This window comes from Haloferax denitrificans ATCC 35960 (genome assembly GCF_000337795.1).
GTDB lineage: Archaea > Halobacteriota > Halobacteria > Halobacteriales > Haloferacaceae > Haloferax > Haloferax denitrificans.
Genome location: NZ_AOLP01000001.1, coordinates 238,190 through 258,293 on the forward strand (window position 1 = coordinate 238,190; position 20,104 = coordinate 258,293).

Consider the following 20,104-nt stretch of genomic DNA (forward strand, 5'->3'; position numbering starts at 1 on the left):
CGGCGGAGCCGGCTCAGTCGTCGGCCGGGAGGGTGTCGGGGTCGGTCGCCGGGTCGGACGTGTCGAGGCCGGCGCGGACGCCGAGGCGGCGACCCAGCGGGCCGAGCGCGTCGCGCTTCATGAACGCGAAGCCGAGGAGGATAAGCGCGAAGCCGGCGACGGTGACGGGGCCGAGGCGCTCGCCGAGGAACGCCCAGCCGGAGACGGCGGCGACGACCGGCGTGACGTAGTTGACGAGGCTGATTTCGACCGCGCCGATGCGGTCGAGCAAGACGAAGTAGGCGATGAAGCCGACGGCGCTACACAGCACGGCCAAAAACAGGAGCGCGGCGACGACAAGCGGCGACCACGCCACGCTCGCGAGGCCGGATTCGCCGAGGACGGGACTCGTGACGTGGAGCATGCCCGCGCCGAGGAGCATCATCCACGCCTGCATGGGGACGACCGGCGGGTTCCCGGGCAGTCGCTTGACGAGCACCGAGCCGAACGCCCACGCCGCGGCGGCGAGAAACAGCAGGACGACGCCGAGCAGTTGGCCGCCAACCGACCCCGAGGCGAGGGCGATGAGTACCGTTCCGGCCAACCCCAGCAGGACGCCGAGGAAGCCGAACGCGTCGAGGCGCTCGTCGGGGAGCATCGGCCACGCGAAAAGCGGCGTGAGGACGGGTGCGAGGCTGATGACGATGGCCGAGACGCCGCTCGTCACGTACCGCTGGCCGGAGAACAGAAGCGAGAAGTGCGCGCCGATGAGGAGCGCGCCGCCGACGAAGACGACGACCCACTCGTCGCGGCCGCGGGGCCGCCAGTCCTCCGCCGCGAGCAGGCCGTAGACGAACAGCACGACGCCGGCGACGTCGTACCGGAGGGCGGCGAACAGCACGGGCGGGAGGGCGTCGAGGCCGACCTCGATAGCCATGAAGGAGGTCCCCCAGAGGACCGCGATGGTCGCGAACAGTGCGAGCGTCCGATTCGTTTGCGTATTGATAGACACGAGATATCGACCGTAAACCCAGGTGTTGAAGCGGCTACCACGCCGCCGTACATCAAATTTCTCGGAGCCGAGATAGCACTCCACTCGGGTCGTGTTGACAAACGTCTCAGTTCGACTGAACGTCGGCGAGACCGTCGAGGACGACGGGTCGCCGCGGCGGCGACGCGACGACTGCGGCGGCGAGTCGGTGAGCCGGCGACCCGGCGAACAAAGTAAGCTAGTTACGCGCGCCCCGATAGAGACCGACCATGAGCATCCTTGAGGACGCGCGAGCGCTCGCGGAGAGCGGGCCGGTCTGCGACGCCTGTCTGGGCCGGGCCTTCGCCGAGCGCAGTTTCGGGCTGACGAACGCCGAGCGGGGCAAGTCGCTCCGGGTCGCCGCCGCCCTCGACGACGACGAACCGTACGAGGCCGTCGACACCGAGGACTGCTGGGTCTGCGAGGGGGCCTGCGCCGAGTTCGACGACTGGGCGGAACGCTGTGCAGAGGCCATCGAGGACGTCGAGGTCGAGACGTATCAGGTCGGCACCCGCGCGCCGCCGCTCGTCGAGGAGAACGAACTGCTCCTCCGCGAGGGCGCGGGCCTGCCCGAGGACGCCGGCGAACTGTTCAAATCCGAGTTCAACCGCGAGGTCGGAAAGCGCGTGGGGCGACTCACCGGCACCGAGGTCGACTTCACCCGACCCGACGTGCAGTTCCTCCTCGACATCGAGGCCGACACCGTCGAGGCGCAACTCAACTCCGCGTTCGTCTACGGGCGCTACCGGAAGCTCGCCCGCGACATCCCGCAGACCGAGTGGCCCTGCCGCGAGTGCGACGGCTCGGGCTACAAGGGCAAAGAGCCGTGCGACTACTGCGGCGGTTCCGGCTACCTCTACGAGGACAGCGTCGAGGGCTTCGTCGCCCCCGTCGTGACGGACGTGATGGACGGGGTCGACGCGAAGTTCCACGGCGCGGGCCGCGAGGACGTGGACGCCCTCATGCTCGGGACGGGCCGGCCGTTCGTGGTCGAAATCATGGAACCGCGTCGCCGCACCATCGACGTCGAACAGCTCGAAGGCGACATCAACGCGATGGCCGACGGCGAAATCGAAGTCGAGGGGCTTCGACTCGCCACCTACGACATGGTCGAGCGCGTGAAGAAACTCGACGCGAGCAAGGAGTACCGCGCCGCCGTCGAGTTCGACGACGACGTGACCGACGGGGAGTTGCAGGCCGCGCTGGACGAACTCACCGGCGCGACCATCGAGCAGTACACCCCCCACCGCGTCGACCACCGCCGCGCGAGCATCACCCGCACCCGCCACGTCTACGACGCCACCGGCGACCTCGAAGACGCGCGCCACGCGACCGTCGAAATCCACGGCGAGGGCGGCCTCTACATCAAGGAACTCATCTCCGGTGACGAGGGCCGAACCAACCCGAGCCTCGCCGGCATCCTCGACACGGGCGCGGTCGTCACCGCGCTCGACGTCATCGCGGTCGAAGGCGAGGACGAACCGTTCGAGGACGACGAGTTCTTCAAGGACTGAGTCGAGACCCCGGCGAGCGTCGGCCGGCGTCGGCCGGCGTCGGCCGGCGTCGGCTGGCGTCATCGCGGACCGCAACCTCTAATTCTCCGCCCCAAGACCCGACCAGATATGCACGTCGGCGTCGACGAAGCCGGAAAGGGACCCGTGTTGGGTCCGATGGTCGCCGCGGCGGTCCGGGCGGACCCCGACGCCCTCCCGGAGGGAATCGCCGATTCGAAGCGACTCAGCCCCGAGCGGCGCGCGGAACTCGCCGCGAAACTCCGGGAGCGCGACGACGTCGAAGTCGGCGTCGCGTTCGTCGAACCAGAGACCATCGACGACCCCGAGACGGACATGAACCTCCTGACCGTCCGTGCGCAGGTCGAAGCGGCCGCCGAAGTCGCCGTCGACGCCGACGAACTCGTCTGCGACGCGGGCGACGTGAGCGAGTCCAGATTCGGCCGTCGCGTCCGCGAGGGAGTCGCTGAGGCGGGCGTCTCGGTCGAGGTCCACGCCCAGCACCGCGCGGACGACGAACACGCCATCGTCGGCGCGGCGAGCATCGTGGCGAAGGTCGAACGCGACCGGCGGGTCGAAGCGCTCGCCGCGGAGTACGGCGAGGTGGGGAGCGGCTACCCGAGCGACGGGACGACCCGGAAATTCCTGCGGGAGTACGTCCGCGAACACGGCATCCTCCCGGACTGCGCGCGGAAGTCGTGGTCGACCTGCGCCGACCTCATGGCCGCGCACGAACAGTCGTCGCTGGGGGATTTCTGAGGCGTCGCGGGACCGGCGCTCGAAAAAGTGGAGGGTCGGAGCGGTTCGAAAGCGAGTCGCGAGCGGGACCTACCGCATCTCGGCGAGCGCGACGTACCCGCCTTCCTGCGCGGAGAGCCACGTCGTCAGCAACTCGTCTTCGGAGAGTCCTGCGGGGAAGATGGTGCACTCGTCAGGTGCGTCGTCGTACGGGGCGACGATGGCGACGAACTCCTCGTCGTCGCCGGCGGACCGCCGCGAGGCGTCCGGCCGGGTCGTCGTCGCGTCCGTGTCATCGTGTCGAAGTGGCGTGTCGTCCATGAGTGGAGTGCGTGCACCGTGATTACCGACGGGCGGCGGTTGCTTGGTTGCCGCTTCAAGCAGTATTTTATAGGCAGTCTATATGATTCTATCGGCGAATTCCCCCCGGTGGGGACGAGCGAAATCGCCGCAGTCTGTCGATTCTGAAATAGGGAACGTCCGAGAGCGTCGGAGTGCTATCAACTGCGAGAATCGCGTGAACGGGCCGAGCGGCGAGCGCGCCGACTCGTGAGACACGAATCGGAGCGGCGAACGAAAAGGGAACGCGCGTCGGCCGAAGCGGGGTCGGCCTCAGCGGTCCTCGGTCAGGAGGAGTCGGAGGATGTCACCGTACGCCGGGCGGGTGACGAGCACGCCGACGATGACGCCGAGGATGGTGAAGATGGCGAAGCCCTGGAGGTCGCCGAGCGAGAGCACGGCGAGCGGACTCATGGCGATGATGGTCGTCGCGGCGGCCGCGCCGATGACCCAGAAGGCCCGGCGGAACCGCGACTGGAAGACCTTCCGCGAGGTCACGGAGCCTTCGGCCATCACCTCGTCGGCGATGATGATGAGGTCGTCCACCCCGGTCCCGATGACGGCGATGAAGCCGGCGATGACCGAGAGGTCGAGCGGATAGCCGATTGCGGCGGCGAACCCGAGGAGGATGTACACCTCGGAGAGGCCGGTGACGACCATCGGCAGGGCGACCTGCGGTTTGCCGTAGCGGACGAAGACGACGCCGGCGACCGCGAGGACCGCGATGATACCCGTGATGAGCGAGTCGAACTTGAAGCTCTCACCCTGACTCGGGGAGATGTACGACGAGGTGCCGCTGTCCTCGCCCGAGAGGTCGAGGCTGGCCGGGAGCGCGCCGGCGCGGAGGTTGATGGCGATTTCCTGTGCCTCGGAGGTGTTGCGCGTCTGGAGCTGGAAGCTCGGCGCGTCGGCCCACTCGCCGGCCCGCATGGTGTCTGCGAGCCCGCCGCTCATGCCGAAGGCGTTGACGACCTCGCCGTTGACGACGAGCAGGAGACAGCCCTCGGTCGTGTTCCGGCCGCCGTCTTCCATGTAGGTACACCGCGTCCCGCCGGGTTGGGCGAGGCCGGTGTCCTGAACCGCCGTCTGGAACTCCGACGCGGGCTCGTCGCGGACGGAGACGGGGACGAACGCCCCGCTTCCCGTCTGGGACTCCTGTGCGGTCCCGATGGAGGTGAAGTCGGCCTGCGTCAGGACGGCCTCGCGCGTCTCGTAGGTCCGCGACCCGTTGTCCGTGCCGGTCGGGTAGTAGATGTCTATCTGGACCGTCCCGCGCTCGCCGACGAGGTCGACGACGTCGGACTGGTCGCGGTTCGGGACCTCGACGAGGATGAAGTGCTCGCCCGTCGCCGTGGTCACCTGCTGGACCGTCCCGCCGGAGAGACCGGCCTCGTTGATTTTCGACTGGAGGACGCGGACCGTCTCCTCGCGGGTCGTCGCGGTGACGCCGTCTCTGACCTCGCCGTGGCCGTAGCCAGCGGCGTCGAGCGCGGCGCTCAGGTCGTCGGTCGTGACGTTCTCGATGGTCGCTTCGACCGTGTTGGACTCCGCGCCCGTGCGGGCGATGACGTCCGCGGCGTCGGCGCCCGCTATCTGGGCGGCGACCTGCCGTTCGACGACGCGCTCGGAGTCGCCGTTGAACTGGACGTCCTCAGCCGTGACGCCGACGAGCGGCGCGCGGATGCGCGTCCCGCCGTCGAGTTGGAGGCCGAACTGGAGGTTCGTCGCGCTGTTGTCCTCGCCGATTGCGGACTGGTTCCCCATCGTCGGCGAGAAGAGGGCGAACGTCGAAAACAGGATGGCCACGACGAGGAAGATGACCCGCCAGTTGTCGCGGAGCGTGCTCATCGGGCCACCCCCTCGAACTTGTACCAGCGAAGGAGGGTCACGTTCAGCATGTAGGTGTTCATCAGGTCGGCGGTGAGGCCGAACACGAGGACCGTGCCGATGGCGGCGAGCAGTTGGATTCCGAACAGCGTCGCCGTGATGGTCATGACGATCATCGCCGCGATGGACGTGAGCGTCATGGTCACGCCGGTCCGCATGGCGCGCGCGGTCGACTCGTAGAAGTCACCGGAGCGCCGGAGGACGTGGTTGTTCAGGAGGATGTCCGAGTCCACCGAGTACCCGATGAGCATCAGGAGGGCCGCGACGGTCCCCAGCGACAGTTCGATGCCGAAGAGGTTCATCAGCGCCACCGGGATGACGATGTCGGAGAACGCCGAGAGGACGACCGCGATGGAGGGGACAAAGGAGCGGAACATGGCGAACACGAGGACGCTCATGCCCGCGAAGGCGACCGCGAGGCCGCCGAGCGCGAGCAGTTGCGTCTCGCCGCCGAAGTTGGCCGACACGGCGTCGATAGACCGGACTTCGAAGCCGGCGTCCTCGGCCTGCGTCTGGAGTTCGGTCGACGTCGCGCTCCCCGACTGGAACGTCACGACGTAGGTTCCGTCGGCCGCGACGGAGCGAATCGACTCGGGCTGGCTGTCGAAGGCCGCCGTGACCTCGCTTTGCGGGGCATCCGTTGCGATGCGGAGTTCGGTACCGCCGGTGAAGTCGACGCCCGGATTCACCGGCGCACCAGTCGCGACGTACCACCCTCCGATGACCAGTAGGGCCACCGCGAGGACCGCGAGGGGGACGGCCGCGAGTTGGCGATTCGTGTACCGGGTGTAGTCTACCTCCGGTACCGTAAACTCAACCATGGGTTGCGGTCCTGAGCGGTGCGGAATAAGGTTTCTTATCCGCGGACGGTCTCGGCCGCGGCGCGGTCTGGCGAGCGCCCGGCGAACCCGCGACAGGCCCATAGTCGTTGGCCGACAATCGTGAACTATGACGACCGAACCGACGGCGACCCGCGTGGTCGTCTCCTTCCCCGACGAACTCAGCGCGTGGGGCCGCGACCAGCTGACCACGGACCATTTCGTGACCTACCTGCGGCGGGTCCACGAGGACGCCGCGCCGGGCGACGAGTGGGAGGAGTTCCTCGACGTGGGCTGTTGCGGCGACGCGCTGACGCTGACGCTCCGCGTGGAGGAACTCGACCCGGCGGACGCGACCCACGTCGGCGAGGGGACGGCAGTCGAGTTCGTCGAGCGCGAGGGGAGCGTCCACGGCGGGTGGTGCGTCCAGAGCGCGGACGGGCCCGTCTCCTCGACCGGAAAACAGCGGTAGGAACGCGAGACGGAAGCCGGGGTGAAAAAGCGCCCTGTCAGGGCATGTAGCGGACCGCGACGACGCCCGGTTGCGAGCGGATTTCGACGCGGTTCACGTCGAGTCTGGCGGCCCGCGAGAGCAGGCCCTCTCTGTCGTCGAGGATGTCGTCGACGGCCTGTTCGGTCATGTCGTCGGGGACCGACAGGACGTGAATCTCGCCGGTCCCGGCGCGTTCCTCGCGGACGAGTTCGCCGTCGGGGTTGTCGGCGGCGATGTCGCGGGAGTTCGTCGTCGGCGACTCGGTGGAGCGCTCGACGGAGACGGTCCAGCGCGACTCGACGTCGACGAGTTGCCACGAGACGTTCATCGGCGGGTCGGGCGCGACGGTCCCGCGGACGGCTTCGTCCTCGGAGACGCCGGGGTTCGACGAGAGCGCGTGGACCTGCCCGGAGTGAACGTCCTTCAGGACGGCCGACTCCTCGTCGGCGGCGGTGACGAGAAACGTTCCCGTTCGCTCGGACTCGGTCTCGGACTCGGACTCGGTCATCACCCGCTGTAAGCCACCGGGCCTTTTCCCCGTTTCGGGCGCTCACGACGGCGTGTGCCACCGACACTCACGGCGACGGTGGGCTTTTCTCGCGGCGCGCCGACGCGACTGACGATGCCCGCGCTCTGGCGGTTGACCCGGACCGAGACGGCCCGCCGCGTCTACGACGCGCTCAAGGCCCGCGGCCTCACGGCGACGCAGATGGACGAGTACGTCGCGGACGCCGACGCGGCGGACGCCGACCGCGACCCCCCGGCTGGCGTCGAGATTCGCGCGCTCGACCCCGAGGACGCCCGCCGGTTCGAGGCACGCGACGACGCGTTTTCCGAGCTTCGAGACGACGAGACGGCGGTGTGCGCGTTCGACGCCGGAAGCGACGAGAGCGACGAGACGAACGGCGAAGCCGCGGACGCCGACCCCGTCGGCTACCTCTTTCTCGGCGACCCCGGCCTGACGTACCACATCCACCCGCTGGAGGCCGACGTGACCGTCCCCGGCGGCTACGTCCGCCGGGTGTTCGTCGCGCCCGAGGCGCGGAACCGCGGCATCGCCACCGCGCTCGTCTCGCGGGCCGTCGCCGTCGCCGGCGAGCGCGGGGCCGAGACGGTCCACGCGCTCGTCGCCCGCGACAACCGACCCTCGCAGTGGACCTTCGAGAGCGTCGGCTTCCGAGTCGCCCGGACCCGGGCGTACTACCGGGTCGGACCGTGGCGACGCCGACGCGTCAAACCGCGTTCATAGCGGTACAGAGCGCTCAGTTCCGTCCCGAGCGCTCCGTTCGGGAACTTAGGTATATAGATATTTGTTTTATATATACTATAGCGGTTAAATTTATACTCAATCGGTCGAGTGTGTCGGACAGACAGGCATGACGGACGAACTCAGGTCAGCAGTTCGCGGGAGGCTGGACGCGGTCGACGCGCGGGCGAGCGAGGTCGTGCGCTCATCGACGGGGGAGAACATGATTTCGCGGCTCGGGACCGCGGACTGGTTGAGTCTGGGCGCGCTCTTCTGGGCGTGGGTCGGCGCGGTACTGTTCGTGTCGGGCGAGCCGAACTGGGCCATCGTGGCCGTCCTCGCCGGCTTCGCCTTCGACAAGGCCGACGGCTACTACGCCCGCAGGACCGGGACCGCCTCGGCGTTCGGCCGACAGATAGACTCCTTTATCGACATCTTCGCGTACCTCGTGTCGGCGGCGCTCCTGTACCACGTCGCGCTCGCGCCCAACCCGGTCGTGAGCGCCGTCGTCGGCTTCGTCGTCCTCACCTTCGGCGGCCTGCGACTCATCCGCCACAACAGCGAGGGGTTCGGCGACGACTCGGGAACCTCGTACTACCACGGGACGACGGTCGTCCACACGCATCTCGTCGTGCTGGCGAACTACTTCCTCCTCCAGTTCGTCCCGCTGTGGAACGGCTGGGTCGCGGGCGCGACCATCGTGGCGGTCTGCCCGCTCATGACCTCCGACTACAAGGCGTACAAAACCGACGCGGGACACGTCCTCGTCGGCGTCGCCGGCGTCCTGACGGTCGTCGGCTGTCTCGCGCTCGAATTCGGCGTGATATGAGCGGTCCGGCGCAGGGCTCGCGGGGACCGCGGACGCTCGCGGTGGACCTCCACGTCCACACCGACGCCTCCTACGACTGCGAGATGTCGGTCGAAGCGGTGTTGGCCCGCGCGGCGGCGGTCGGCCTCGACGCGGTCGCCATCACCGACCACGACTCGGTCGGGTCGCTCCCGCGGGCGTTCGACATCGCCCACGAGTACGGCGTCCGGGTCGTCCCCGGCGTCGAGGTCTCGACGGCCGACGGCCACCTCCTCGCACTCGGCGTCGACGACCCGCCGACGACGGGGCGACCGCTCCCCGAAACGGCGCGAGCGGTCCGCGAGTCGGGCGGGCTCGCGGTCGTTCCACATCCGTTTCAGACGTTCCGCCACGGCGCGTCCCGACGGGCGATTCGAGACGTCGACGCCGTCGAGGTGTACAACGCCCACACGCTCACCGGGTTCAGAAACGGGCAGGCGCGGCGCTACGCTCGCCGACGGGGATTCCCGGGCACGGGCGGGAGCGACGCGCACCGACCCGCGCTGGTCGGACAGGCGTACACGACCGTCTCTGTCGAGGCGGACGGCGGCGTCACGACCGACGCCATCTTGGAGGGGATTCGCGCCGGGCGAACCGTCGCGCGCGGGACGCGAACGACCGCCCGCCAGTACCTACGGAAGTACGCGCTGAACGCCCGGCTCAAGACCGCCTCGTTCCTGTGACCGGGCGGCCGTTCGACTCGACCGACGCGCGGAACGCGGCGCTCGTCAGGCTCGGCGTCGTCGGAATCGCCTTCGCCGCCGTCGCGGTCGGCGTCGCCGTGTTCGCCCCGCGCCTCGCCGACCCGGCGTGGGTCCGCTCGGCCGTCGAATCGACCGGGGCGTTCGCCCCGCTGGCGTTCGTCGGTATCCAGACGATTCAGGTGATTCTCGCACCGATTCCCGGCCAAGCGCTCGCCGCCGTCGGCGGCTACCTCTTCGGGACGGTCGCCGGCACGGTCTACAGCATGGTCGGCGTCGTCGCCGGGAGCGCCATCGTCTTCCTGCTCGCCCGGCGCTTCGGCCGGCCCGCGGTCGAGCGTCTCGTCGCCGACGACGCGCTCGCGCGGTTCGACGGCTTCGCCGACCGCCGGGGCGTCGCCGGGCTGTTCGTCCTGTTTCTCCTACCGGCGTTTCCGGACGACGCGCTCTGTGCGCTCGCCGGGCTCTCGCCGCTTCGACTCCGGACGCTCGTCGTCCTCGTCGCCGTCGGTCGCCTGCCGACGTTCGCCCTCGCCGCGGCCGCCGGGCGGAACGCGGGCGCGGCGAACTACGAGGCGGTGGCGCTCCTCGTCGGAATCGGCGTCGTCGCCTCGGCGGTCGTCTACCGCTATCGCGACGAGTTGGCGGCGCGAGTCGGGTGAGGCCAAGTCGAAAAAAGCGAGCCGGCGACGGTTATCGGAGCAGTCGGTGAAGCCCGTAGATGCCCGCCGCGCACGCGACCGGCGGGACGAGGCCGTAGACCGCGGGCAGGTCGTAGAGCAGTCGCACGACGGGGACGAGCGCCGAGACGGTCACGGGACCCACCGTGAACGGCTCGGCGGGCGTCTGAAGTTCCGCCGGCACCGACGCGAGAAGTCCCACGTACACCGAGAGCATGAACACGAAGCCCGCGAGCGCGAGGCTCAGGTCGTACCGCGGCTCCGAGCCGGTGCGGCGGTGTCGTCGGGCGACGAACAGTACGGGAGCGACCAGCGGCGCGACGACGAACAGCCCCACGAGGACGTAGAACGACCGCGAGAGGGTGAGCGAGCCACCGGGGACGCCGGCGGTCGCGCCGATGAGGACCACGAGTCCGAAGACGACGAACAGCGAGACGACACCCGTCGCCAGCGCACCGACGAGCACGTAGCACTTGAACAGCCACGACTCGCTGTGCCGGAAGGCGTACGGGAACGCGCCGATGACGCCGCCGTAGTCGTCTGCCATCGGTCGCCCTTGGGAGCGGCCGCGATTAAAGCGACCGGTGTCGTTTTGACGCCGGGCGACGCGGCATCCTGTATGCAGGTAGACCTCGGGAACGTCCTCGACACGGCGTCGGCCCACGGCGTCTCGCGCGAGGCGCTCGACCGACTCGACGGCCGCGTCGCGGCCGCCCACGACCGCATCGAACGCGGCCGAGAGGCCGGCGAACACGGCTACGAATCGCTGAATCTCCCGAACAGCACCGACCCCGCGGCGATTCGCGACGCGGTGAGTCGGTTCGACGACCCCTCGGCGGTCGTCACCGTCGGCATCGGCGGGAGCGCCCTCGGCGCGGCCACCCTCACCGACGCCCTCGAAAGCGACGTGGACGCCTACTACCTCGACAACGTCGACCCCGAGGCCGTCGAGCGCCTCCTCGACTCGCTTGACCTCGCGTCGACCGTCGTCAACGTCGTCTCGCGGTCCGGCACGACCGCCGAGACGCTGGCGAACTTCCTCGTCGTCCGGGAGGCGATGGCCGACGCGGGCGTCGACTGGGCCGACCGAACCTTCGTCACGACCGGCGAGGAGGGCAACCTCCGCGACCTCGCCGACCAGCACGACCTGCCGTCGCTCCCCGTCCCGGACGGCGTGCCCGGCCGGTTTTCGGTGCTCTCGACGGTCGGCCTCGCCGCCGCGGCCCTCTGCGGTCACGACATCGAGGCGGTGCTGGAGGGCGCGGCCGCACAGGAGGCGCGCCTGTCGGACTCGCTTTTCGACTCGCCGGCGTACGCCTACGGCGCGGTCTCCTACGCCCTCGCCGAGCGCGGCCTGCGGCAGAACGCGATGATGCCCTACGCGGAATCGCTCGAAACGTTCTCCGAGTGGTTCGCCCAGCTGTGGGCCGAGTCGCTCGGGAAAGACGGTCTCGGCCAGACGCCCCTGCGGGCGCTCGGCGCGACCGACCAGCACTCCCAGCTTCAACTGTACCGCGCCGGCCCGCGCGACAAACTCGTGACGCTCGTCCGCGCCACGGAGCGCGAGGACGTGGCCATCCCCGAGACCGACCTCGACGGCCTCGCGTACCTCGGTGGCTCGTCGCTCGGCGAACTGCTCGACGCCGAGTTCGAGGCGACCGAAGCGAGCCTCGCCGCGGCCGGCTGTCCGAACGTCCGCATCGAACTCGACCGCGTGGACGAGTACGGACTCGGTGAACTGCTCTACGCGATGGAGGCCGCCTGCGTCCTCTACGGCGAACTCGCCAGCGTGGACACGTTCATCCAGCCGGCGGTCGAGTGGGGCAAGCGCGCCGCCCGCGGCCTGCTCGGTGGCGGCGATTTCGAGGAGGCCGAGGCGGTCGAAGAGAAGTCGCGGCTGGTCGTGGAGTAGTCACGGTTGGTCGTCGGGTAGTCGGAGCGAACGGCTCACGGCGACCACGGCCGAGAATCGGCTTTTGCGACGGCTCCCGAACAGCCAACCAGCGACGGCTCCCGAACAGTCCACGGGGCGGGACTGAAAGGGGCCGCGGTCGAGGGCGAACCCCGGACCGGTGAGGACCGCAGGCCGAAGGCCGAGGACCGCGCCGGTCCGCGGGAGTCGTCGCCCGCGGGGGCTTTCGAGATATCGTCGGTGCTGCACTCCTTCCCGATGGCAGACGAATCACCGCCGCAGAAAACCGATATTCGACCCGAATCGGTTATCCGACCCCGTTCCGAAGGGAGGGCAATGGCACACGACACCGCCCGCACGTCTGCGAGCCTCGCAGACCACCTCCAGGCGTACGGTGGCATCATCATCGTCGTCGCCCTTTCGCTCCTCGTCGGCGCGACGTTCGGCTCGGTCGCCGGCGGCCTCGCTCGCGGCGTCGTTCCGGGCGACACCGCGCTCATCGGCGCGATTCAGAGCGCCGGGCAGTTCGTCGGCTTCGGCGTCGTCGGCGCGGGCTACCTCTCCATGCGCGACGATTGGGACCTGATTCGGTTCGAGCGACCGACCGCGCGCGACGCCCTGTGGATTGCGGGCGGCTTCGTCGCCGTGATGGGCGTCTACCTCGGCGCGTCGGCGCTGATGACCGCCCTCGGCATCCAGAGCGGCGACAGCGTCATCGCCCAGCAGGGCCGCGAGAACCCGGTGTACTTCCTGTATCTCACGGTCGTCACCATCGTTCTCGTCGGCCCGGCGGAGGAGCTGATTTTCCGCGGCGTCGCCTTCGGCGAACTCCGCCGACTGTGGGGGCCCGCCCCGGCGGTCGTCCTGTCGAGTCTGGTGTTCGCGTCGATTCACGTCTGGTCGTTCTCCGGCGAGGGTGCCTTCGTCTCGCTCGGGATGGTGTTCCTCCTCGGGAGCGTCCTCGCGGTCGTCTACGAGAAAAGCGGGAACCTGCTCGTCGCCGCGCTGGTCCACGGGCTGTACAACGCGGTCCAGTTCCTCGTGAGCTACGCGCAGGCGACCGGCATGGTCTGACGGTCTGAAAAAGGAACAGCCGAACCGCTGGCTCGGCCGGCTTACGCCGGGTTCTTCCGCGACAGCTCCATCCCGCAGATGGGACAGCGCTCTTTGTGCTCGTCGAACTCGCGGCCACAGCCCTGACACTGGAACTTCCAGCTTCGCTGTTCTGCGATGCCGTCTTGGGCGATGACTTCGACGCCGACGTTGAGCCGCTCGGCGACGTTCTGCATCGCGTAGTCGTCGGTGACGAGCGTCGCGTCGAGTTCGAAGGCGGCGGCGATGAGGCGCGTGTCGGTCTCCGAGAGCACGTCGCGGTCGCCGGTCTCGCCCGCGGCGCGGAGCACCTTGTCCACGGTTCCCTGTCCGGGGATGTGGACGTACATGCCCGCGCCTTCGAGGGCGTCGAAGCGGAAGGCGTGCTCGCCGGTGAGTTCTTCCTTGACGAGGGGAATCGAGGCCGTCTCGTCGTCGGTGTGGTACTCGTGGATGAACGCAGAAGCGTCGAGAATCCGCATTGAGAATCTATCCTGAGTCTACCGTTGGACGACGATGTAATCCTTGACCGCCTGCACGCGGTTCACCGGGACTCGGAACCGTCCGCGGTCGTCCCGGTCGAACGAGACGCGACCGGGGGATATCTGCTCGTTCGGCTGGACGAGCAGGTCGTGAAGCTCGCCCGACTTCATGTCCATCGTGATGTTGTACAGCATCCCGAGTTCCGTTCCGTCGGAGCCCATGACGGCCTTCCCGGAGAGGTTCTCGGCGAGTATGTCGGCCATACACACCCCTTCCTCGTCGGTTCACATAAACGGTACGGGCACGTCTGACGGGCGACCGACGAACGCCCCGACTCGCCCACGGGCCGCGAGAACAGTCGACACGGTGACTCGCGGACTCGTGGGCGCGGGCGTGACGATGGACTTAACTTGAGTCACCGACTCGATTCCGGTAAGAGCTTTCTCCGGGGCGATTCTCCATGTCCGACACTGATTCGACGTCACAATCCGATACGCTTCGCACACCCATCGTGGCCGTCCTCGGCCACGTGGACCACGGGAAGACGAGTCTTCTCGACAAGATTCGCGGCTCCGCCGTCAGCGAGGGCGAAGCCGGCGCCATCACCCAGCACATCGGCGCAACCGCGGTCCCCTTAGACACTGTCTCGCAGATGGCCGGCAGTCTGGTCAAGCCCGAGGACTTCGACCTCCCGGGGCTGTTGTTCATCGACACGCCGGGCCACCACTCCTTCAGCACGCTCCGCTCGCGCGGCGGGGCGCTCGCCGACATCGCCATCCTCGTGGTCGACGTGAACGACAGCTTCCAGCCGCAGACCGAGGAGGCCATCGACATCCTCAAGCGGACGGGAACGCCGTTCATCGTGGCCGCGAACAAGATAGACACCACGCCGGGCTGGAACCCCCAAGAGGGGGCACCCATCCAGAAGACCTACGAGGAGCAGTCCCAGCGCGCCCGCTCGAAACTCGACGAGAAGCTGTACGAGATTATCGGCGAGCTCTCCGAGCGGGGCTTTTCTTCCGACTTCTACTGGCGCGTCCAGAACTTCCAGTCCAACATCGGCGTCGTCCCCGTCTCCGCGCTGACCGGCGAGGGCATCCCCGACCTGCTGGGCGTCCTGATGGGGCTGTCCCAGCGCTACATGAAAGACGAGATGGCCATCGACGTGGCCGGTCCCGGCTCCGGGACGGTCCTCGAAGTCAAGGAGGAACGCGGCTTCGGCGCGACCCTCGACGTGGTCCTCTACGACGGGACGATTCGCGCGGGCGACACCATCGTCGTCGGCGGCGCGAACGACCCCATCGTCACCGAGGTCCGCGCGCTCCTCCAGCCCCGCCCGAACGCGGAGATTCGCACCGAAAAGCGGTTCGACAAGGTCGAGGAGGTCCGCGCCGCGGCCGGCGTGAAAATCGCCGCGCCCGACCTCGAAGACGCGATGGCCGGCGCGCCGGTCCGCGTCGTCGGCGACCGCGACCTCGACGAGGTCGTCCGCGAGGTCGAAGCCGAACTCGCGGACATCGAGGTCACCACCGAAGAGGAGGGCGTCGTCGTCAAGGCCGACACGCTCGGCAGTCTCGAAGCCATGGCGAACGCCTTACAGGAGGCCGAAGTGCCCATCCTCCGCGCCGAGGTCGGCGACATCGCCCCGCGCGACGTGGCGGTCGCCTCGACCGCCCGCGAGCCCGAGCACAAGGTCATCCTCGGGTTCAACGTGGACGTGCTCTCGAACGCCGAGGCCGAACTCGAAAAGAACGACGTGAAACTGTTCGAAGACGACGTCATCTATCAGCTCGTCGAGGAGTACGAAGACCACGTCAACGAGATGAAACGCGCCCAGCAGGAGACGATTCTCGACAAAATCGTCCGCCCGTGTCGGTTCCGCATCCTCCAGGACCACGTCTTCCGGCAGAACAACCCCGCCGTCGTCGGCGTCGAAATCATGTCCGGGACTATCAAGAACAACATGAACGTCGTGAAGTGGGAAGACGGCGAGGCGAACCGCGTCGGCCAGCTCTCGGGCATCCAAGAAAACGGCGAGGACGTGTCGAGCGCCCGCGCCGGCTCGCGCGTCAGCGTCGCCATCGACGGCCCGACGGTCGGCCGCCAGATTGAGGAGGGCGACGAACTCTGGATAGAGCTTCCCGAAAAACACGCGAAAATTCTCGAACAGGAACTCCGCGACGACATCCCCACCGACGAACTGGAGGCGCTGTCGGGCTACCTCGAAAAGCACCGCCGCCGCGACCCCTTCTGGGGGAAGTAGGCGACTCGCCGCGCCCTGATTGTCCCGTTTTCTCACTACCACTGTGAGCCGCACGGCCGTCCCGTCCGGCGAAATAGCTAATATTCACACCTTCGTACTCGTCGCCGAGTGGTATCATGCGCACACGAACACCCCACAGCGACAGCATCGTCTCGGAAACGACGCGGTACGACGCCATCCTCGCGACACTGCCGCTCCCACTGCTCGTCGGGACGGCGGTCGGCGCGCTCTCGCCGCTCCCGATTTCGCCCGTCGTGGGCGCGAGCGGCCTCGTCTCGGCGGCCGTGCTCGCCTACGGGTTGTTCGTTGCGACACCGAAGTCGGTGGCGGGTCCGACCAGTGGGTCAGCCGCGGCCGCCGAGACCGACGCGCCGCTCGACGGCGTTACGTCTCGCGTCCGCGACGACGCCGGTCGAAACCGGCGTCGCGGGAGCGTCTGAGTGAGGTCGCTCGCTCGCCTCGCGCTCAGGGGCGGTTCCACTCCCAGAACCAGTACGCCGCGCCGAACAGCATCAGCCCGGCACCGAGGGCCGATGTCGCCGGTTCGGGGAAGACAAACAGCAGGAAGCCGACGATGATGAGCGTCGTCGGACCAATCTCGTCCGCGTAGCCGAAAAGCGAAACCATACCTCCCTTTCGACGGCCTCCGTGAAGTGTATTGTTCTCGTTCTGAGATGACGAGAGTACGAGCTGAAACGAAGGACGAGACGACGAAGCAACGACGAGAAAGCGGTCGGCGGGTCACAACGGCGCGTCAGTCGCCACTCGGACCGCGACGGCGACGGGGTCGGTCGAGGTTACCGCGCGGCGGGCGTGAGGTCGTCGCCGACGGCGCTCATGACCTGAAACGCCGCGGTGGCGGCCAGCCCGCGGGCGACCTCGTTGCGGTCTTCGTCGGTGAGCCCGGCGTCGAGTTCGTCGGCGTCCGGCGAGAAGCCGGCGCTGACGGGGTGGCCGACCGGCGGGTGGACGGCCACGGTGGCGAGCGGCCCGGTCGAGCCGGTCGAGAGCTCCGACCCGACGGCGAAGCCCTCGGGGAGGTACGACTCCGTCCGCGAGACGATACCGGCGACCGCCCGCCGGAGCGCGTCCATCTGCTCGACGGTCAGTTCTCGGTCGGCCGACGCCTGGCCGGCCCCAGTCACGCCGGGAGCGCCCGCATATGGGTTGTTCCCGTTCATCAGTCGTCTGCGATAGGGGAAGGACGTGTAAAAAGCCGTCGTCGGTCGGCAAGGCGGTGACGGAATCGAAACCGGCTGACCGCGCGGTGACGCCGCCGTCAGGCCGGTCGCGGGAGCGAGACGGTGACGACGGTCCCGCGGGGCTTCGGCGTCGAGATGGCGAGCGACCCGCCGGAGGCGTCGACGATGGCGCGGACCAGCCAGAGGCCGACGCCGCTCGTGTGCGAAAGCGGCGTCTCCGCGCCGGACATGAGGGCGTCCCGCTCGGCGTCCGGGATGCCGGGTCCGTTGTCGGAGACGGTCACGCCGACGGACCCCTCGAGTTGCCAGACGGCGACGTGAACCTCCGGTTCGTCGCAGTCGGCGTGGACGACGGCGTTGTCGAGCAGTTCGGCGATGCTCCGCGGGAGCGCCGGATGCGCCCGCACGGTGAGCGTCTCCACCGACGAGGCGACCGACACCCGCACCCCGGAGTGCTCGAGTTCGAGGTCCTCGACGGCGTCGGCGACCGCAGACGAGAGGTCGACGTCGACCTCGTTGCCCTCCGCGAGTTCGACGGTCCGGAGGAGCGCGACCTCGTCGCTCACCTCGACCAGTCGGTTCGCACGCTCCCGAATCGCCTCGACGGGGTCGGTGTTCGAGTCCGCATCGTCCCGTGACTCGACGAGTTCGGCGTAACCGAGGATGGCGGTGCAGGCGTTCCTGATGTCGTGTCTGAGGATTCGATGCAGGACGCTCGTGTGCGCGAGCGTCGACTCCAGTCGCTCGGAGGTCCGGTCCAGTTCGGTCTGGCTCCGACCGACGAGGTCGTACACCAACAGCGCCGACAGGACGACGAACAGCCACCCCTTCGCCGTCTGGACGAGCTCGTGGTTCGGAAGTCCCTCCACGAGGCTGTCGCTCGTCGCGACCCAGAGGAACCCGAACGCGGCGTAGATAAGCGCCACTCGCCTCGGAGACAGGTCGAACGGCGCGTCACCACTCATGACGGAGCAATACTCACAAACGCTGATGAGTCCGTCGGTCAGCGCGGAGTGTCAGAAGATAGATTCGCTTTGCCCGTAGGCCGCGACCGTGACGGCGGTGGTGTAGCCGTCGCCCTCGTGGGTGCCGGTGGTGAGCGCGACTTCCTCGTCGTCGAACGACCACTCGCGGAGGTTCCGTCCCGCGTCGAGGCCGTCGAGGACGGCCGCGCGGACGCTGTCTTCGTCGGTGCCTGACGCCTCGTAGAACAGGCCGGGGCCGGAGCCGGTCGCCCAGCCGAGACCGGCGACGGCCGTCTCGCCGGGGGTCGAAGTCGTCTCGCGGGCCTGCACCACGGTCAGACGGTTGCCCGCCGGACCGAGGTCGGGTGCCACGTCGACCGCCTCGACCGTCGCGTCGGCGGGGACCACGGAGGAGACGGCGACGAGGTTGTAGTTGTGGACGTTGGCGGCGGCGAGCGCGGCGTCGTACGACGCCATCTCGGTGGGGGCGGTGCCGACCCCGCGGACGACGCGAATCGTGTTCATGTCCGAACTCTCGCGGCGGCGGAAAAGGGGGTTACGAATAGTGGCGCTCGAAAGCCGGGGGTCGGCGACCGCCTCCGGCGCTCGAAAGCCGGCGACTCAGTACTGGTAGTCCGTGAAGCCCGAGATGGGGCCGGTGCCGGACTCCTCGACGTTCGAGAGCTTCTCGTGGGCGGCGTCGAAGTCCGCGCCCGTCACCTCGGTGCGGCCCTCGCGGATGGCGAACATGCCGGCCTCGGTCGTGAGCGACGCGATGTCCGCGCCGGAGTAGTCGTCGAGTTCCTCGGCGAGCGCGTCGAGGTCCACGTCGTCGGCGACGTTCATGTCGCGGGTGTGGATGTCGAGGATGCGGCGGCGGCCCTCGACGGCGGGCTTGGGCACCTCGATGAGGCGGTCGAACCGGCCGGGCCGGAGGATGGCCTCGTCGAGCATGTCGAAGCGGTTGGTCGCCGCGATGATGCGGATGTCGCCGCGGTCGTCGAAGCCGTCCATCTCCGAGAGGAGTTGCATCATCGTGCGCTGGACCTCGGCGTCGCCGGAGGTCTTCGAGTCCGTCCGCTTCGAGGCGACGGCGTCGATTTCGTCGATGAAGATGACCACCGGTTCGCGCTCGGCGGCGAGCTTGAACAGGTCGCGGACCAGCCGCGCGCCCTCGCCGATGAACTTCTGGACGAGCTCGGAGCCGGCCATCTTGATGAACGAGGCGTTGGTCTCGTTGGCGACGGCCTTCGCGAGCATCGTCTTCCCGGTGCCCGGCGGGCCGTAGAGGAGCACGCCCGACGGCGGGTCGATGCCGACGCGTTCGAACATCTCGGGGTTTTCGAGGGGTTGTTCGACCGCCTCGCGGACCTCGCGGACCTGCTCGTCGATGCCGCCGATGTCGTCGTAGGTGACCGTCGGCGACTCGACGACCTCCATCGCCTGCGCCCGCGCGTCCGTCTCGTCGTCGAGGACGGTCTGGACGGCGAACGAGTCGTTGATGGCGACGCGGTCGCCGGGCTCGATGTCGTCGATGTTCAGGTTCGGTGCGAACTCGGTCAGGACCTCCTGGTTGTTGCCGTGCTGTTTGATGATGACGCCGTCGTCGGTCAGCTCCTCGACCGTGGCGATGTAGTACGAGGCCGTCTTCAGGGCCTCGTTGCGCGCTTTCATCTGGTCGACTTCGTCGACTAACTCGGCGTGGCGGTCATCGGCGTTCTGGAGCCGCTGGTCGAGTTCGCGGTTGACGTCGACCATGCGTTCGAAGTGCTGGCGGAGTGCAGACAGCCGCTCTGCATCCGACATCTCGGGGTCCAGGTCGAGATGAGGACGTTCCGGGAGAGATGGACTCCGTGACATCAGTGATTGGCCACACTTAGGCATGCGCGTAAATGTGCCTTTGGGTCAGAGAACCCGA

At 68.4% G+C, this 20,104-nt stretch carries 24 protein-coding genes; 11 read left to right on the plus strand and 13 right to left on the minus strand.

Annotated features, from left to right (window positions below; translation table 11 throughout):
- Positions 1-13: 13 nt before the first annotated feature.
- Complete coding sequence (locus C438_RS01010; RefSeq protein WP_004967359.1) at positions 14-991, minus strand: DMT family transporter; 978 nt, start codon at positions 989-991, stop codon at positions 14-16.
- A gap of 248 nt (positions 992-1,239) precedes the next feature.
- Here C438_RS01010 and C438_RS01015 point away from each other — a divergent pair, with 248 nt between their 5' ends.
- Positions 1,240-2,523, plus strand: coding sequence for a tRNA pseudouridine(54/55) synthase Pus10 (locus tag C438_RS01015; protein ID WP_004967360.1), 1,284 nt, complete (start codon positions 1,240-1,242; stop codon positions 2,521-2,523).
- A gap of 108 nt (positions 2,524-2,631) precedes the next feature.
- Positions 2,632-3,279 carry a ribonuclease HII gene (gene rnhB, locus C438_RS01020; protein WP_004967361.1) on the plus strand — a complete coding sequence of 216 codons (648 nt, stop codon included), beginning with the start codon at positions 2,632-2,634 and terminating at the stop codon, positions 3,277-3,279.
- A 69-nt stretch (positions 3,280-3,348) separates the two neighbouring features.
- Here the strand turns inward: rnhB and C438_RS01025 are convergent, their stop codons facing one another.
- The 3 genes from C438_RS01025 to secF form a co-directional block, all read right to left on the minus strand.
- The gene (locus tag C438_RS01025; RefSeq protein WP_004967362.1) at positions 3,349-3,579 is read right to left on the minus strand and encodes a DUF7511 domain-containing protein; all 231 of its coding nucleotides are present in this window, start codon (positions 3,577-3,579) and stop codon (positions 3,349-3,351) included.
- Between the two features lie 291 nt (positions 3,580-3,870).
- Positions 3,871-5,445: a preprotein translocase subunit SecD gene (gene secD / locus C438_RS01030; protein WP_004967363.1), complete on the minus strand. Its 1,575-nt coding sequence runs from the start codon at positions 5,443-5,445 to the stop codon at positions 3,871-3,873.
- On the minus strand, positions 5,442-6,305 hold the full coding sequence (gene secF / locus C438_RS01035) for a protein translocase subunit SecF (RefSeq protein ID WP_004967364.1): 864 nt from the start codon (positions 6,303-6,305) through the stop codon (positions 5,442-5,444). The genes secD and secF overlap by 4 nt, the downstream gene beginning before the upstream one ends.
- Positions 6,306-6,432: 127 nt before the next feature.
- On the opposite strand from secF, the gene C438_RS01040 reads away from it, so the two are divergent.
- Positions 6,433-6,774 (plus strand): hypothetical protein, encoded by a 342-nt coding sequence (locus C438_RS01040; RefSeq protein WP_004967365.1) that lies wholly within the window; start codon positions 6,433-6,435, stop codon positions 6,772-6,774.
- Between the two features lie 37 nt (positions 6,775-6,811).
- On the opposite strand, the gene C438_RS01045 is transcribed toward C438_RS01040, so the two are convergent.
- The gene (locus tag C438_RS01045; protein ID WP_004967366.1) at positions 6,812-7,303 is read right to left on the minus strand and encodes a DUF5812 family protein; all 492 of its coding nucleotides are present in this window, start codon (positions 7,301-7,303) and stop codon (positions 6,812-6,814) included.
- A gap of 114 nt (positions 7,304-7,417) precedes the next feature.
- Here C438_RS01045 and C438_RS01050 point away from each other — a divergent pair, with 114 nt between their 5' ends.
- From C438_RS01050 to C438_RS01065, 4 genes are all read left to right on the plus strand, one after another.
- Positions 7,418-8,044, plus strand: a complete 627-nt coding sequence (locus C438_RS01050; protein WP_049917629.1) for a GNAT family N-acetyltransferase — start codon at positions 7,418-7,420, stop codon at positions 8,042-8,044.
- A 127-nt stretch (positions 8,045-8,171) separates the two neighbouring features.
- The gene (locus C438_RS01055) at positions 8,172-8,870 is read left to right on the plus strand and encodes a CDP-alcohol phosphatidyltransferase family protein (protein ID WP_004967368.1); all 699 of its coding nucleotides are present in this window, start codon (positions 8,172-8,174) and stop codon (positions 8,868-8,870) included.
- On the plus strand, positions 8,867-9,571 hold the full coding sequence (locus tag C438_RS01060; protein ID WP_004967369.1) for a CehA/McbA family metallohydrolase: 705 nt from the start codon (positions 8,867-8,869) through the stop codon (positions 9,569-9,571). The genes C438_RS01055 and C438_RS01060 overlap by 4 nt, the downstream gene beginning before the upstream one ends.
- A complete protein-coding gene (locus tag C438_RS01065; protein ID WP_004967370.1) occupies positions 9,568-10,251 on the plus strand; it encodes a TVP38/TMEM64 family protein in 684 nt (227 codons plus the stop codon). Before C438_RS01060 ends, C438_RS01065 begins: the two co-directional genes overlap by 4 nt.
- 31 nt (positions 10,252-10,282) lie before the next feature.
- Here the strand turns inward: C438_RS01065 and C438_RS01070 are convergent, their stop codons facing one another.
- A complete protein-coding gene (locus C438_RS01070; RefSeq protein ID WP_004967371.1) occupies positions 10,283-10,816 on the minus strand; it encodes a hypothetical protein in 534 nt (177 codons plus the stop codon).
- A 72-nt stretch (positions 10,817-10,888) separates the two neighbouring features.
- Here C438_RS01070 and C438_RS01075 point away from each other — a divergent pair, with 72 nt between their 5' ends.
- Positions 10,889-12,181 (plus strand): hypothetical protein, encoded by a 1,293-nt coding sequence (locus C438_RS01075; RefSeq protein ID WP_004967372.1) that lies wholly within the window; start codon positions 10,889-10,891, stop codon positions 12,179-12,181.
- Between the two features lie 336 nt (positions 12,182-12,517).
- On the plus strand, positions 12,518-13,255 hold the full coding sequence (locus tag C438_RS01080) for a CPBP family intramembrane glutamic endopeptidase (RefSeq protein WP_004967373.1): 738 nt from the start codon (positions 12,518-12,520) through the stop codon (positions 13,253-13,255).
- Positions 13,256-13,296: 41 nt separating this feature from the next.
- On the opposite strand, the gene C438_RS01085 is transcribed toward C438_RS01080, so the two are convergent.
- Together C438_RS01085 and C438_RS01090 are read right to left on the minus strand one after the other, a co-directional pair.
- Positions 13,297-13,755 (minus strand): NOB1 family endonuclease, encoded by a 459-nt coding sequence (locus C438_RS01085; protein ID WP_004967374.1) that lies wholly within the window; start codon positions 13,753-13,755, stop codon positions 13,297-13,299.
- 18 nt (positions 13,756-13,773) lie between these two features.
- A complete protein-coding gene (locus tag C438_RS01090; RefSeq protein WP_004967375.1) occupies positions 13,774-14,019 on the minus strand; it encodes a PRC-barrel domain-containing protein in 246 nt (81 codons plus the stop codon).
- A 197-nt stretch (positions 14,020-14,216) separates the two neighbouring features.
- Between C438_RS01090 and infB the strand changes: the two genes are divergently transcribed.
- A complete protein-coding gene (gene infB / locus C438_RS01095) occupies positions 14,217-16,019 on the plus strand; it encodes a translation initiation factor IF-2 (RefSeq protein WP_049917630.1) in 1,803 nt (600 codons plus the stop codon).
- A gap of 116 nt (positions 16,020-16,135) precedes the next feature.
- Positions 16,136-16,459: a hypothetical protein gene (locus C438_RS01100; RefSeq protein WP_004967377.1), complete on the plus strand. Its 324-nt coding sequence runs from the start codon at positions 16,136-16,138 to the stop codon at positions 16,457-16,459.
- A gap of 25 nt (positions 16,460-16,484) precedes the next feature.
- On the opposite strand, the gene C438_RS19565 is transcribed toward C438_RS01100, so the two are convergent.
- The 5 genes from C438_RS19565 to pan2 all read right to left on the minus strand — a co-directional run bounded on the left by C438_RS19565 (position 16,485) and on the right by pan2 (position 20,046).
- On the minus strand, positions 16,485-16,646 hold the full coding sequence (locus tag C438_RS19565) for a hypothetical protein (protein WP_004062940.1): 162 nt from the start codon (positions 16,644-16,646) through the stop codon (positions 16,485-16,487).
- 170 nt (positions 16,647-16,816) lie between these two features.
- Positions 16,817-17,200: a DUF5811 family protein gene (locus C438_RS01105; protein ID WP_004967378.1), complete on the minus strand. Its 384-nt coding sequence runs from the start codon at positions 17,198-17,200 to the stop codon at positions 16,817-16,819.
- A gap of 98 nt (positions 17,201-17,298) precedes the next feature.
- Entirely contained in the window at positions 17,299-18,147 is an 849-nt protein-coding gene (locus C438_RS01110; protein WP_004967381.1) for a sensor histidine kinase, read from the minus strand.
- A gap of 90 nt (positions 18,148-18,237) precedes the next feature.
- Entirely contained in the window at positions 18,238-18,711 is a 474-nt protein-coding gene (locus C438_RS01115; protein ID WP_004967383.1) for a pyruvoyl-dependent arginine decarboxylase, read from the minus strand.
- Between the two features lie 96 nt (positions 18,712-18,807).
- Positions 18,808-20,046, minus strand: coding sequence for a proteasome-activating nucleotidase Pan2 (gene pan2, locus C438_RS01120; protein WP_004967385.1), 1,239 nt, complete (start codon positions 20,044-20,046; stop codon positions 18,808-18,810).
- Positions 20,047-20,104 lie beyond the last annotated feature (58 nt).

What these genes read in the sequence shown, in the direction of transcription:
- C438_RS01015 (WP_004967360.1), top strand. Translation starts at nt 1,240, where the DNA reads ATGAGCATCCTTGAGGACGCGCGAGCGCTCGCGGAGAGCGGGCCGGTC.
- rnhB (WP_004967361.1), top strand. Translation starts at nt 2,632, where the DNA reads ATGCACGTCGGCGTCGACGAAGCCGGAAAGGGACCCGTGTTGGGTCCG.
- C438_RS01025 (WP_004967362.1), bottom strand. Translation starts at nt 3,579, where the DNA reads ATGGACGACACGCCACTTCGACACGATGACACGGACGCGACGACGACC.
- secD (WP_004967363.1), bottom strand. Translation starts at nt 5,445, where the DNA reads ATGAGCACGCTCCGCGACAACTGGCGGGTCATCTTCCTCGTCGTGGCC.
- secF (WP_004967364.1), bottom strand. Translation starts at nt 6,305, where the DNA reads ATGGTTGAGTTTACGGTACCGGAGGTAGACTACACCCGGTACACGAAT.
- C438_RS01040 (WP_004967365.1), top strand. Translation starts at nt 6,433, where the DNA reads ATGACGACCGAACCGACGGCGACCCGCGTGGTCGTCTCCTTCCCCGAC.
- C438_RS01045 (WP_004967366.1), bottom strand. Translation starts at nt 7,303, where the DNA reads ATGACCGAGTCCGAGTCCGAGACCGAGTCCGAGCGAACGGGAACGTTT.
- C438_RS01050 (WP_049917629.1), top strand. Translation starts at nt 7,418, where the DNA reads ATGCCCGCGCTCTGGCGGTTGACCCGGACCGAGACGGCCCGCCGCGTC.
- C438_RS01055 (WP_004967368.1), top strand. Translation starts at nt 8,172, where the DNA reads ATGACGGACGAACTCAGGTCAGCAGTTCGCGGGAGGCTGGACGCGGTC.
- C438_RS01060 (WP_004967369.1), top strand. Translation starts at nt 8,867, where the DNA reads ATGAGCGGTCCGGCGCAGGGCTCGCGGGGACCGCGGACGCTCGCGGTG.
- C438_RS01070 (WP_004967371.1), bottom strand. Translation starts at nt 10,816, where the DNA reads ATGGCAGACGACTACGGCGGCGTCATCGGCGCGTTCCCGTACGCCTTC.
- C438_RS01075 (WP_004967372.1), top strand. Translation starts at nt 10,889, where the DNA reads ATGCAGGTAGACCTCGGGAACGTCCTCGACACGGCGTCGGCCCACGGC.
- C438_RS01080 (WP_004967373.1), top strand. Translation starts at nt 12,518, where the DNA reads ATGGCACACGACACCGCCCGCACGTCTGCGAGCCTCGCAGACCACCTC.
- C438_RS01085 (WP_004967374.1), bottom strand. Translation starts at nt 13,755, where the DNA reads ATGCGGATTCTCGACGCTTCTGCGTTCATCCACGAGTACCACACCGAC.
- C438_RS01090 (WP_004967375.1), bottom strand. Translation starts at nt 14,019, where the DNA reads ATGGCCGACATACTCGCCGAGAACCTCTCCGGGAAGGCCGTCATGGGC.
- infB (WP_049917630.1), top strand. Translation starts at nt 14,217, where the DNA reads ATGTCCGACACTGATTCGACGTCACAATCCGATACGCTTCGCACACCC.
- C438_RS01100 (WP_004967377.1), top strand. Translation starts at nt 16,136, where the DNA reads ATGCGCACACGAACACCCCACAGCGACAGCATCGTCTCGGAAACGACG.
- C438_RS19565 (WP_004062940.1), bottom strand. Translation starts at nt 16,646, where the DNA reads ATGGTTTCGCTTTTCGGCTACGCGGACGAGATTGGTCCGACGACGCTC.
- C438_RS01105 (WP_004967378.1), bottom strand. Translation starts at nt 17,200, where the DNA reads ATGAACGGGAACAACCCATATGCGGGCGCTCCCGGCGTGACTGGGGCC.
- C438_RS01115 (WP_004967383.1), bottom strand. Translation starts at nt 18,711, where the DNA reads ATGAACACGATTCGCGTCGTCCGCGGGGTCGGCACCGCCCCCACCGAG.
- pan2 (WP_004967385.1), bottom strand. Translation starts at nt 20,046, where the DNA reads ATGTCACGGAGTCCATCTCTCCCGGAACGTCCTCATCTCGACCTGGAC.